This window comes from bacterium, from assembly GCA_036524115.1.
Taxonomy (GTDB): Bacteria; JAUVQV01; JAUVQV01; order JAUVQV01; family DATDCY01; genus DATDCY01.
Genome location: DATDCY010000103.1, coordinates 1 through 11,542, shown reverse-complemented (window position 1 = coordinate 11,542; position 11,542 = coordinate 1). Strand labels below are relative to the sequence as shown.

The 11,542-nt window shown below is 70.0% G+C and carries 14 protein-coding genes; 13 read left to right on the top strand and 1 reads right to left on the bottom strand.

All coding sequences use genetic code 11. The features are described from left to right. From VI078_04840 to VI078_04790, 11 genes are all read left to right on the top strand, one after another. Positions 1-536, top strand: a 536-nt coding sequence (locus tag VI078_04840) for a hypothetical protein (GenBank protein HEY5998614.1), incomplete at its 5' end; no start/stop codon positions are given. Between the two features lie 21 nt (positions 537-557). Then, positions 558-1,337: a flavodoxin family protein gene (locus VI078_04835; protein HEY5998613.1), complete on the top strand. Its 780-nt coding sequence runs from the start codon at positions 558-560 to the stop codon at positions 1,335-1,337. An 11-nt stretch (positions 1,338-1,348) separates the two neighbouring features. Further along, positions 1,349-1,954 (top strand): plasmid pRiA4b ORF-3 family protein, encoded by a 606-nt coding sequence (locus VI078_04830; protein ID HEY5998612.1) that lies wholly within the window; start codon positions 1,349-1,351, stop codon positions 1,952-1,954. Between the two features lie 103 nt (positions 1,955-2,057). After that, positions 2,058-3,176, top strand: a complete 1,119-nt coding sequence (locus VI078_04825; protein ID HEY5998611.1) for a Fic family protein — start codon at positions 2,058-2,060, stop codon at positions 3,174-3,176. Positions 3,177-3,195: 19 nt separating this feature from the next. Beyond that, complete coding sequence (locus VI078_04820) at positions 3,196-6,327, top strand: hypothetical protein (GenBank protein HEY5998610.1); 3,132 nt, start codon at positions 3,196-3,198, stop codon at positions 6,325-6,327. A gap of 81 nt (positions 6,328-6,408) precedes the next feature. Beyond that, a complete protein-coding gene (locus VI078_04815; protein HEY5998609.1) occupies positions 6,409-6,846 on the top strand; it encodes a VOC family protein in 438 nt (145 codons plus the stop codon). After that, a complete protein-coding gene (locus VI078_04810) occupies positions 6,843-7,625 on the top strand; it encodes a PhzF family phenazine biosynthesis protein (GenBank protein ID HEY5998608.1) in 783 nt (260 codons plus the stop codon). Before VI078_04815 ends, VI078_04810 begins: the two co-directional genes overlap by 4 nt. Before the next feature lie 61 nt (positions 7,626-7,686). Next, positions 7,687-8,448 (top strand): SagB/ThcOx family dehydrogenase, encoded by a 762-nt coding sequence (locus tag VI078_04805; protein HEY5998607.1) that lies wholly within the window; start codon positions 7,687-7,689, stop codon positions 8,446-8,448. 44 nt (positions 8,449-8,492) lie between these two features. Further along, positions 8,493-9,002, top strand: a complete 510-nt coding sequence (locus tag VI078_04800; GenBank protein HEY5998606.1) for a hypothetical protein — start codon at positions 8,493-8,495, stop codon at positions 9,000-9,002. Beyond that, positions 8,999-9,370: a hypothetical protein gene (locus tag VI078_04795; GenBank protein HEY5998605.1), complete on the top strand. Its 372-nt coding sequence runs from the start codon at positions 8,999-9,001 to the stop codon at positions 9,368-9,370. Before VI078_04800 ends, VI078_04795 begins: the two co-directional genes overlap by 4 nt. A 5-nt stretch (positions 9,371-9,375) precedes the next feature. Continuing rightward, positions 9,376-9,666 carry a DUF2277 domain-containing protein gene (locus VI078_04790; GenBank protein HEY5998604.1) on the top strand — a complete coding sequence of 97 codons (291 nt, stop codon included), beginning with the start codon at positions 9,376-9,378 and terminating at the stop codon, positions 9,664-9,666. 9 nt (positions 9,667-9,675) lie between these two features. Here VI078_04790 and VI078_04785 read toward each other — a convergent pair whose 3' ends face one another. Then, positions 9,676-9,999, bottom strand: coding sequence for a PilZ domain-containing protein (locus VI078_04785; protein HEY5998603.1), 324 nt, complete (start codon positions 9,997-9,999; stop codon positions 9,676-9,678). A gap of 89 nt (positions 10,000-10,088) precedes the next feature. Here VI078_04785 and VI078_04780 point away from each other — a divergent pair, with 89 nt between their 5' ends. Both VI078_04780 and VI078_04775 read left to right on the top strand, forming a co-directional pair. Then, positions 10,089-10,892, top strand: a complete 804-nt coding sequence (locus VI078_04780; GenBank protein ID HEY5998602.1) for a DUF3786 domain-containing protein — start codon at positions 10,089-10,091, stop codon at positions 10,890-10,892. Positions 10,893-10,955: 63 nt separating this feature from the next. Next, on the top strand, positions 10,956-11,542 hold a 587-nt coding region (locus VI078_04775), incomplete at its 3' end, for a hypothetical protein (protein HEY5998601.1).

Genomic DNA, 11,542 nt, shown 5'->3' with positions numbered 1-11,542 from the left:
AGAGGATGACCGGAAAGGAATTCCTGAATTCCCTGGCACGGGGGAAGGCTGACATCCTTCAGCAGCTTCTCGGCATCCTCAGCGAGACAAACTCCGACTACTGCCTGATCGGCGGCCTCGCCGTGAACGCCTACGTGGAGCCTGTCGTCAGCCTTGATGTCGACATCGTGGTTGCAGTCGATCGCATCGGAGCCGTCGCCGCGGCGGCAACGGCGAAGAAGATGAAGGTGGAGGAGTTCCAACATAGCGTGAACATTACAGGCCCGGCGTCAGATCTGCGGATTCAGGTCCGGACCGATCCTCTGTACCAGGGCTTCATCGTGAGCGCGACCGAGAAGGACGTCCTCGGCTACAAGATGAAAGTCGCTTCCCTTGGCGACGTCCTGCAAGGGAAGGTGTGGGCGTACATGGATGACACGCGTCGCCGAAGCAAGAGGCAGAAAGACCTCGCGGACATTGCGAGGATCATCGAGGCGTTTCCGGAACTGACTTCCAAGATCCCGGAGAAGGTAAGGGATCAGTTGCAGGAGAAATAGGGCGCGCGACCGGACCCGCCCATGAAACACGTCACCGCCCTCCTCGGCACCGCCCGCAAGAAGCACACGTACGGCGCCACGCGCCGGTTCCTCGATGAGCTGCAGGCGCTCGGCGACGTGGAATGCGAACTCGTCTCCCTCGGCGACTGCCACCTGGAGATCTGCCGCGGCTGCAAGCTGTGCTTCGTCAAGGGCGAGGAGTTCTGCCCGCTCAAGGACGACCGCGACGTGCTCATCGGCAAGATGATGGCGTCGGACGGGGTGGTGTTCGCGACGCCCAACTACTCGTTCCAGGTCTCGGCCGTGATGAAGATCTTCCTCGACCGGCTCGGCTTCGTCTTCCACCGGCCGCGCTTCTTCGGGAAGAGCTTCACCTGCATCGTCGCGCAGGGCATCTACGGCGGCGCGAAGATCGTCCAGTACCTGGATTTCGTCGGCGGGGGCCTCGGCTTCAACACCGTCAATGGGACGTACTTCACGGCCCTCGAGCCGATGACGGCCGAGGAGGAGGGGCGGATCAACGGGAAGCTGGCGGCGCACGCCCGGCGGTTCCACGAGCGGCTCGGGCGGCCCGCGTATCCGGCGCCGACGCTCTTCCAGCTCTGGGGCTTTCGGATGGCGCGCACGAGCATTCGGCTCGGGCTCGACGACAGCAACCGCGACCACACCTATTATCGGGAGAAGGGCTGGTACGAGTCCGACTACTTCTATCCGGTGCGCCTCGGTCCGCTCAAGAAGGCCGCGGGGAGTCTCTTCGACGCGATGGCGGCGCGCAACACCAGGAAACGGGAGTGCCGTTGAGGCGCGAGAACGTGAAGACGACTGGCAAGGTGCTCCAGTTTCTGGTGACGCTCCAAGGGATCACGCCCCCCGTCTGGCGACGGATACAGATCGGGCCGCGATGCTCCTTCTGGGATCTGCACGTCGCGGTGCAGGATGCGATGGGCTGGACGGATACCCACCTCCACCAGTTCTCGGTCCCGAATCCGCGTACCGGGGCGACGGATGAAATTGGCATCCCCGACGAGGAGGGCCTCAGCGGCGAGAGCCCCTGCCTGTCGGGGTGGGAGGTCCCGGTCGCCCGGTACTTCCCCGAGAAGGGGGCTGCGGCCGACTACGAATACGACTTCGGCGATGGCTGGGAGCACACCATCGTCCTGGAGGACGTCGTCGACCGCGGGCCCGGAGGACGGTATCCGAGGTGCGTTGCCGGACAGCGGGCTTGCCCGCCCGAGGACTGCGGCGGCGTTCACGGCTACGAGAGGTTGCTCAGGGTGCTGGCCGATCCCCGCGATTCCGAGCATGACGCCATGCGGGAGTGGGTGGGGCCCGGATATGACCCGGAGAAATTCAGTCCGAACGATGTGCGCTTCGACAGTCCTCGCGCCAGGCTGAAGCTCATGATGGAAGATGGCTAACGACGAGACCTGACAAGGCAGGATGATCCCTTCGGCGTGCACCCGGGGTGCCTGAAGCGATCGGCCTTGCTAATCGCCTCATTGTGTGATGCAATTAACTCGCATGGCAACCTACGTCTGGCAGCGACCCGACTGGACCGCGTTCCGCTGGGACGCGGCCGTGCTGCTGCCGCTCCTCGGAGACTGCCGCAAGCGCCAGGGAAAGCTCCTCGCCGAGGTTGCGTCGCTGGGCATGGCGCAGGCCGTGGAGGCGCAGGCCGATCTTCTCACGGAGGAGGCGGTGACGACCGCCGCCATCGAGGGGGAGACGCTCGCGCGGGACTCGGTGCGCTCGTCGGTGGCCCGCCAACTCGGGGTGCCGACGGCGGGGCTGACGGCGGATCGCAGCGCTGACGGGTTGGTGAGCGTGCTCCTCGACGCCACGGCGGGCGCTGCGTCGGCGCTCACGGTGCAACGTCTGCACGGCTGGCACGCCGCTCTGTTTCCCACGGGGTATTCGGGCTTTCGGAAGATTCGCGCAGGCCGCTGGAGAGGCCCGGGGCCGATGCGCGTGGTCTCGGGCGGCGCGGGGCGCGAGAAGGTCCACTACGAGGCCCCGCCGTCCGCCGCGATCCCCGGCGAAATGCGGCGCTTCCTTGCATGGTTCAATGGCGGGGAGGCCGGAACCGATGGCCTGATACGGGCGGCGGTCGCCCATTTCCGCTTTGTCGCCGTCCACCCTTATGACGACGGCAACGGGCGGCTGGGTCGCGCCCTGACCGACCGCGCGATCGCGCGAGATGACCGCCAGACGTCGCGTTACTACAGCATGTCCTCGCAGATCATGAAGGAGCGCCGCGCCTACTACGAAGTGCTCGCGCGCTGTTCGACGGGAGACGGCGATCTCACGCCGTGGCTCGCGTGGTTTCTCGGCTGCTTTGGGCGGGCGATCGAGGCTTCCGAGGCGCGGCTCGCCGTCGTCCTGGACAAGGCGCGGTTCTGGCGCCGGCACGCGGGGGTGGGGCTCAGCGAGCGCCAGCGGAAGGTTGTGGGTCGTCTGCTCGATGCCGGTCGCGACGGGTTCGAAGGCGGGCTGACCACCCGGAAATACGTGGGCATGACCAGCGCGAGCCGCGCGACGGCCTTTCGCGAGATCGAGGACCTGCTGAGGCGCGAGATCCTGGTGCGCCGTCCCGGTGGCGGGCGGAGCGTGAGCTACGATTTGCGGTGGGACACGACGTAAAGAGGGAGGCACGAACCCATTGAAGAAGTCGATGTGCATCGGCATGTGCACCATCGCGCTGCTCGGCAGCATCGGCGTTGGGACAGCCTTCTCTGCGGCCGGGGATCTCATCGGCGCGCGGGAGGTGCTCCAGCGCCTCACTCGGGCCGCGGCGATTCCGGTCGAGGCGAAGGCCGGCGCGGATGCCGACGAGGCCGCCGTCCTGGCCCGCGACCTGCGGGAATTCCGGGACGTCCGCGCGAAGTTCCCGGCCGAGGAAGCCGCGGCCCGCTGGCTGGCGCTCTATGACCGGTTCTGGATGCTGCCGCCCGCGGCGCTGATGAAGGCAACGGAGTATGCCGCGATGCAGGTGGCGCGCGACGACACGCCAACGGTGCAATCGCTGATGTCCTCGGTCCCGCCGCCCGCGGCGTGGCCCGCGCTCAAGAGCCTCGTCTCGGCCAGGCCCGACGGCGGCCGCGGCACTTCCGGAAAGCTGCTGCGGTTGACGGTGTCCTACCTGACGCGCGACCAGGCCGGCCTGACCGAAAGTCTTGCCGAGTTGAAGACCGCCGCCGCCCTGAGCAAGGGCAACGCGGGTTACCTGGACAACTTGTTGCGGAATTCACCCCTTCTCGCCGCGGGAGCCGCCGCGGCGGAAGGGAAGGAGGACATCGCCGGCAGGTTCGAGCGCTACCTCGGGTCGCTGGAGTCCGAGCGCAAAGAGGGGCGGCTGACCGTGCAGGTGCCGGATCTGGTGGAACTCGCCGGCGAGACGCGGGCGGAGGCGCTCATCCGCAAGGCCCTGGCCATCCCCGGTCTTGCGCTGGCGGTCCCCTCCGGCGGCGCCACTCTCGATCTAGCCAAGCGCATCGTCCGCGAGCGCGCGGCGGATCTCCTCGAGCCGCAGTGGCAGCTCGTGACGGGGATCGACGACGTCGAGCTGTACGAAGCGCTGGAGCGCCGCTTTCCCGCGAAGTCGCCCGCCGAGGTCGCGACGCCGGAGCCCTTCGTCGAAGGCGAGAGGGCGGGGTACCGCTACCGCGGCGACGACAGCAGCCGCCGGCGCGCCGCCGCGAACCACGTCCTCGGGCTGATCGCCCGCAAGCGCGCGCGGGAGGCCGCCGAGGCGGCAGCGGCGATCGAGGCCGACGCTTTCGACGCGTCCGAGTTCAAGTCGGCGTGGCAGTCGTTCGACAAGATGCGCTTTGCCGCGGACACGCTGGAGTTCTGCCGGATCGTCCTCACCGCGCGCCCGGAACTGCCGCTGTGGAGCCGCTGCGGGCTCATCGCCGCCGCCTCGGGCGAGCAGGTGGACCTGGTGGGCCTGATCGCGGGCGCCGCCGCGCGGCCCGATCTCGATCTGGTCTCGCGCCTGGGCATCAACGAGCGGCAGGTGGAGCTGCTGCTCGCCATGGACCGGGTCGACGAGGCGGTGCGCCTCCTTGGCGAGACGCTGCGGCTCGACGCCGGCCGCGAGGCGCCCCAGGCGCGGCTGGCGGTTGCGCGCGCGAAGGCCAGGCTCGCGCCGCGCCTGTGCCGCCTGGGACGGCTGCTCGGACGCCCCGAGTTGAGCCGTGAGGCGGCGGCCGGCTATCCGGCGATCCTCGCCGAGCTTGGGCAGCAGATGGGCGGCTCTCCGTTCGGCGGCGACGAACTCGATGGTTCGCCGGCCGGCGAGATGGTCGACGCGCTCGAGGAGGCCGGTCTGTACGCCGAGGCCGAGGGGGCGATCGTCGCGACGATCGAGTCCGTCCTCGCCTCCGCGGGGGCGGCCGAGTTCCCCGGGGGCAGGGCAACCCTCCTGGCCGCGGGACTGCTCTCGGAGCACCTGGCGCGGCTGGCGGAACTCTACGACAAGGCCGACCGGTCGGGCGACGCGCTGGCCCTCGTGGAGGAATCCGCGTGGTGGGGCGCCGCCGACCTGACGGGGCTTGCCGACAGGTTCCAGTCGCTGCTCCCGATCGTGGGGCGGGCCCTGCACAGCGCCGGGCGCGATGCCGAGGCGGTCGCGGTGCTGCAGGGCCATCTGCTCGGCCATCCCGGGGACGACCCGGCATACCGGGCGTTGCTCGAGACCTCCGGCCCGTCGATCGCGCCCTGGCTCGATGCGCTCTATGCGCGCGACCGGTTCGAGGAGCGGCCGTTGATCTGGAAGGCGAACCTCTGGCTGCGGGAGGGGAAGCTCGCCGAGGCCGAGGCCACGGTGCGACAGGCGCTCAAGGTGGATCCGACCGACGGCGAGGCGAAGCAGGGCGATCGGGTTCGGGGCTATGCCGTCCTGGCCGAGGTCCTCAAGGCCGAGGGCAAGGCCGAGGACGCCGCATTCTTCGAGCGCGTGGTCGCCTCGGTCAGGGTCGCCGAGCGCGGCGATGCGCTCACCAAGGCCGGTCTCATCCGGCGGAGCCTCGCGTCCTACGAGGAGGCGGCCACCTCGTTCGCCGACGCCTACTGCGTCCAGTGGCGGCTGGCCGAGCGCCTCTCCGCGATGGGCAACGTCGCGGAGGCGCGCAAGCACTACCAGATCGCCTTCGAGCGGATGCCCGAGCAGTTCGGCCAGGTGGCGAGCTTCTGCTTCGGGTGCGAAGGGGTCTTCAACCACCCGGAGAGCCGCTCGGTGGCGGAGCAGGTCCTCGGGGGGCTCGCGCAGTCCGAGCCGCGCAAGCCGCAGGTGCAGTACCTGCTCGGCCAGCTCCGCGAGGCGCAGGGGCGCAAGGCCGAGGCGTACCGGCACTACCGCGCCGCCGCGGACCTCGACCCCGAGTACCTGGACGCCTGGGAGAAGGCGTACTCGCTGAGCGCGGCGGTCTTCCTCCCCCAGAAGGAGATCGACGACATCGGGCTGCGGATGATCCGGCTGGACCCGCTGCGCAGGCACGTCTCGCTCGGCGAGCAGGCGATCTGGGACCCTGCGGGGCTCTGGGCCGTCTACGAGGACGCCGGCAAGCTGAACCTGCCGCTTGTGGAGCACCTGTTGCCGCTGAAGGCGAGCGCCGCGAGCCTGGACGAGCTGAAGAAGAGCTTCGGGGGCGAGGCGATGATCTTCGGCGGGGATAGCGGGAGCTACCGTTCGCAGCGGATGATTCCGGATCCCGGCGAGGCGGTCGCCGCCGACCCGTTCCTCCAGGGCGTCGTCCAGTTCGTGGTGAGGAGCGCGGTCGCCGCGGACTGAGCCGCGCCCGGTTGCCGCCGCGCGGCCCGCAACCTAGATTCCCTCCGAAAGTCCGCCGCAACGACTGAGGAGGAGACAGCGATGGCCCGCGTCAGCACGTATCTCAATTTCGTTCGTTCAACGGAAGAGGCGTTTCTGTTCTACAAGGGGGTGTTCGGGACGGAGTTTTCGGGGCCGATCGCCCGCTTCAAGGACATCCCGGCGCAGCCCGGCCAGCCGCCCATCCCGGCGGGGGACGCGAACCTGGTCATGCACGTCGAGCTGCCGATCCTGGCCGGCCACATGCTGATGGGCACCGACGCGCCGGAGTCGATGGGCTTCACCGTGACGCCGGGGAACAACGTCTACATCAACCTCGAGCCGGACACACGCGCCGAGACCGAGCGGCTGTTCAAGGCTCTCGCCGCCGGCGGCAAGGTCGAGATGCCGCTGGCCGACATGTTCTGGGGCGCCTACTTCGGGAGCCTGACGGACCGGTTCGGCATCCACTGGATGCTCAACTGCACGAGCAAGGCATGATCCCGTTCTACCAGGTCGACGCGTTCACCTCATGCCTCTTCGCCGGCAACCCGGCCGGCGTGTGCGTTCTCGACGCCTGGCTGCCCGACGCGACGCTGCAGGCGATCGCCGCCGAGAACAACCTCTCCGAGACCGCGTTCCTGGTCCGCCGGGGCGAGGCCTTCGAGCTGCGGTGGTTCACCCCCGCGGTCGAGGTCGACCTGTGCGGGCACGCCACGCTCGCCAGCGGGCACGTCGTCCTCAACTACGTGCGGCAGCATCCGGAGCGGGTGGCGTTCGAGACGAAGAGCGGGAGCCTCGCGGTGGAGCGGCGCGGCGACCTGCTCTTCCTGGATTTCCCCACGCGCAGGCCGTCGCCGTGCGCGCCGCCCGAAGGGCTTGCGAAGATGCTGGGCGCTGCCCCCGTCGAGACGCTCTGCTCGCGCGACCTCATGGTGGTGTTCGACGACGAGGCGACCGTCAGGGGCCTCGCCCCCGACCTCGCGGCGATCGCGCGCCTGGACTTCCTGGGGGTGATCGCCACGGCGCCGGGGCGCGAGGGCGACTTCGTCTCGCGCTTCTTCGCGCCGCGGGCGGGGGTCCCGGAGGACCCGGTCACCGGCAGCGCGCACTGCACGCTGATCCCCTACTGGGCGGAGCGGCTCGGGAGGAAGGACCTCCACGCCTTCCAGGTGAGCCGGCGCGGCGGCGAGCTGTTCTGCGAGCTGCGGGGCGAGCGCGTGTCGATCGGCGGCCACGCGGTCACGTACCTGCGGGGCGGGATAGAGTTGCGGGATTGACCCGGGCGGCGCGCCCGGGGTCACGGCCGGGGCGCGCATCCGGCTTGGGGAGGGCGCGGCGATGGACGAGCTGAACCGCCGGCACCGGGAGTTTCTCAAGGACTCGATCCGCGCGCGGTTCGACTTTCGCACGACCGCGCAGAGCCGCGGACTGCCGCCCCCGCCGGCGCAGAAGCCGTACGCGGCGGACGCGCGCACGGTCGAGCTGCCGGCGCCCGAGCGCTTTGCCGGGCTGGGCGTGCCAAGCCTGCTCGAGGTGATCCGCAGCCGCCGCAGCCTGCGGCGCTTCGCGGACGAGCCGCTGTCGCTGCTCGAGCTGGCGTTCCTGCTCTGGGCGACGCAGGGCGTCACGGAGCGGCCCGGCCCGGCCGTGACGCTGCGCACCGTGCCGTCGGCGGGCGCGCGCCACGCCTTCGAGACCTACCTCTACTGCCGGCGCGTGGAGGGGATCGAGGAGGGGATCTGGCGCTACCTGCCGCTGGAGCACAGGCTGCTCCTCGAGTTCACGCAGCCGGGGCTGGAGGCGGCGGTCGCGCAGGCCTGTCTCGGCCAGACGTTCGTCGCGCGGGGTGCGGCGACGTTCTTCTGGAGCGTGCTGCCGGCGCGCATGGAGTGGCGCTACGGCCCGGCGGCGCACCGCGTGCTGCCGCTGGACGCCGGGCACGTCTGCCAGAACCTGTACCTGGCCGCGGAGGCCGTCGGGGCGGGCGCCTGCGCGGTCGGCGCCTATGACCAGGAGGCGCTGGATGCGCTGCTGCGGCTCGACGGCGAGGAGGAGTTCGTGCTGTACCTGGCGCCGGTCGGGAAGAAGGGGAGGGCGTGATGGTCGATGGAGTTCAGCCGGATCGGGGCAGCGAGGAAGGTGGGATGAAGCGGCCGTATGTCCTGGCGCGCGCGGCACACGACGTCCAGCTCGACGTTCCCGCGGCTGCGCTGGACATCCCCCGGTGGCTTTTCGGGCTGTCGGACATCGGCTATCAGCGGTGCGCCAGGGGACACCTCGGCGCGGGCGCGGGGAAAGCGGAGGACGGCAGGAGAACGTCGGTCAACGTCGAGTCCGTCGGCGGGCATCTGGCGGTTCAGCACTACGTCGAGGAGATCGCCGAGCCGGCGCACCTCAAGCTGGTCTCGGAGAGAAGCGACATCTGGATATTTCATCTCATTCACGTTCGTCCCAGGGTCACCTGGGAGATGACGCTCATTCCGAGCTCCGAGCGCGCGTGCACGTTCCACCACGAGGTGTGCATCGAGCATCCAAGCCTGTTCATCAGGATCGCGTCGTTTCTGTGCCTCGTTCCGCTCTTCGTGCGCCGGCACGACGACGAGGAGGCGATATTGTTCGCGGCGAGCCTGGCGTCCACGGCGCCCCGGACATGAATCCTTCGCTGCGGGGCGCGCTTCTCTCCGGGCTCGTGTATCCCGGCCTGGGCCAGATCGCCCAGAAGCACCACGGGCGGGGGATCGCGCTCATCGGCGTCGTTTCGGCGAGTTTGCTCGTGATCGTGACAACGGTCGTGCGCGAAGTCCAGGCCGTCCTCGACAAGGTGGCGGTCGGCGGCGGCGCCTATGACCTCGGCAGCATTCTCGCCGAGGTCGACAGGGTCTCCGGCGGACGCAGCCCGACCGCGACGAAGGTCGCGACCGTCGCGATCGTGTGCTGCTGGGTGGCAGGCATCGTCGACGCGTGGGTGGAGGGAAAGAAGATGGAGGCGGGCGATCGAGTGGAATCCGGCAGGGTGAGGTGAATGTCATGTGCAGGAACATCAAGGTGCTCTACAACTTCGAGCCACCCGCCACGGACGAGGAGATCCAGGCCGCGGCCCTGCAGTTCGTGCGGAAGATCAGCGGGTTCGCCAAGCCGTCGGCGGCGAACCAGGCCCCGTTCGACCGCGCCGTCCGCCAGGTCGCCAAGGCGGCCGGCGCGCTGCTCGGATCTCTGGTGACCACCGCGCCGGCGCGGGACCGCGCCGTGGAAGCCGCAAAGGCCCGGGCGCGCGCCCGCGTGAGGTTCGGTGCCTCGCGAAGGAAGGGGACGAGCTAGGGGACGACCTTACGGATTCTGGCTGAGGAAGGCCCGCAGTCGATCGAGGGCATCGCCCCCGAACCGCACGAACTCGATGCCCATGCCGACCGCCGGCTGGATCCACGCGACCTTCGCGAGACCGACGATCGGCTCCTGGATGGCCTTCCCGGGCAGGACGAAGCGGAACTTCACCTCGGCGCCCTGGGGAAGGGGATTGAGGGTGTCCACGAAGAGCCCGCCCTCGCTGAGGTCCGCGAGCCGTGAGCGGATCACCGGGGAGTCGCTCTGGTAGTAGATCTCGATGAGGATGGGAACCCGGGGGAACTTGCGGCGCTCCTGGGGCTGGGCCATGGCCTTGATATACGGGGACGGCTCGCGGCTGTCAAACGCCCCGGCCCGGCGGCTTCGCTCGAGCCGCCCGTTCCAGTAAGATGCGCGGCATGGTCCCGCCCCGCAACCCCCTCGACGTCTACCGGCACCTGCCGCGGACCAACTGCGGCGAGTGCGGCGCGCGCGGCTGCATGGCGTTCGCCGCGGCGGTCCTGGCGGACGAGCGGCGCCCGCGCGACTGCCCGTACCTGTCGCCGGAGGCCGCAGCGGCGGTCGACGCCTACCTCGGCGAGCGCCGCGGCGTCTGGGACGGCCAGCAGGACGAACTGCAGGAGCTGCGGGCGGGCGTCGCGGCGCTGGACTTTGCCGCGGCGGCGGCGCGCATCGGCGGGCGTGTCGAGGGCGGCCGGCTGGTCGTCAAGTGCCTCGGCAAGGACTTCCAGATCGCCCCCGACGGCTCAATCGGCTCGGACTGCCACACGCACGCGGGCCTCGCGATCCCGCTGCTGCGCTACGTCCTGCACGCGCGCGGCGGCGAGCCGACCGGGCGCTGGGTGCCGTTCCGCGAGCTGAGCCAGGCGGCGGCGGGAAGGGCGTCGCTCTTCGAGCAGCGCTGCGAGCGGCCCCTCGGGCGGCTGCTGGACGCGCACACCGGCCTGATCTCGGATCTGATCGACCTGTTCGCCGGGGAGCGGTCCGTGAACCTCTTCGGGTCGGACCTCTCGCTGGTGCTTTACCCGCTGCCGCGCCTGCCGCTGCTCGTCTGCTGGTGGAAGCCGGACGAGGGGATGGAGTCGTCGCTGCACCTCTTCTTCGACGAGACCGCGATCGGGCAGCTCAGCGACGCCTGGATTCACGGGCTCTGCGCCGGACTCGCTGACATGTTCGAGAAGATCGTCCGGCGGCACGCCTGACGTCCGCCCGGCCCCCGGGCACCGGCTTCCCTTTCGGCGCGCTCTGTCCTATCCTCGGCGTCCATGAAGCGGGCGCTCGTGGCGATCCTGGCGCTGGCGGTCTTCGCGGCGCTCGCAGTCCCCGCCGCCGGCGTCATCTACGAGGTCGCCGACAGCGACGGCAACGTCACGCACTACAAGTACACCGACCGCAAGGGGAGCGTGGTCTTCACCGACAACCTCGCCTCGATCCCCGAGAACGTGCGCACCAGGGAGAAGGTGGTCCGGGTCGGTCCGCCCCCGAAGCCCAAGGAGCCCGCGGGCGCGCAGGCGCCCGCGGCCGAGGCGGCCGCGCCGGCGCCGCCGCCGGAATCGAGCCAGGCGCTGCAAGACGCGCTGAAGACCACTTTCCCGGTTGTGCCGCCGCCACCGCCGGAGGAGTCGGGCGGCTTCGCCTGGTGGATGGCGGCGCTGATCGTCGCCGTCGCCGCCGTCGGGGGTGGGTTCGCGCTCAAGGCGGTCCGGTCGCGTCAGCCGGCGCCGGCGCCGCGGAGCGCGCCGACGACGTATCGGCTACAAGGCGCTGACGACCGACGAGGAACGGAGAAGCCGGAGCCCCTCACGGGGAGGGCTATACGAAGAGTCGGACCAGCCCGATGTAGAAGGCGCTC

Excerpts from the sequence above, each read along its gene's own strand:
- VI078_04835 (HEY5998613.1), top strand. The coding sequence starts at position 558 with ATGAAACACGTCACCGCCCTCCTCGGCACCGCCCGCAAGAAGCACACG.
- VI078_04825 (HEY5998611.1), top strand. The coding sequence starts at position 2,058 with ATGGCAACCTACGTCTGGCAGCGACCCGACTGGACCGCGTTCCGCTGG.
- VI078_04815 (HEY5998609.1), top strand. The coding sequence starts at position 6,409 with ATGGCCCGCGTCAGCACGTATCTCAATTTCGTTCGTTCAACGGAAGAG.
- VI078_04810 (HEY5998608.1), top strand. The coding sequence starts at position 6,843 with ATGATCCCGTTCTACCAGGTCGACGCGTTCACCTCATGCCTCTTCGCC.
- VI078_04805 (HEY5998607.1), top strand. The coding sequence starts at position 7,687 with ATGGACGAGCTGAACCGCCGGCACCGGGAGTTTCTCAAGGACTCGATC.
- VI078_04800 (HEY5998606.1), top strand. The coding sequence starts at position 8,493 with ATGAAGCGGCCGTATGTCCTGGCGCGCGCGGCACACGACGTCCAGCTC.
- VI078_04795 (HEY5998605.1), top strand. The coding sequence starts at position 8,999 with ATGAATCCTTCGCTGCGGGGCGCGCTTCTCTCCGGGCTCGTGTATCCC.
- VI078_04790 (HEY5998604.1), top strand. The coding sequence starts at position 9,376 with ATGTGCAGGAACATCAAGGTGCTCTACAACTTCGAGCCACCCGCCACG.
- VI078_04785 (HEY5998603.1), bottom strand. The coding sequence starts at position 9,999 with ATGGCCCAGCCCCAGGAGCGCCGCAAGTTCCCCCGGGTTCCCATCCTC.
- VI078_04780 (HEY5998602.1), top strand. The coding sequence starts at position 10,089 with ATGGTCCCGCCCCGCAACCCCCTCGACGTCTACCGGCACCTGCCGCGG.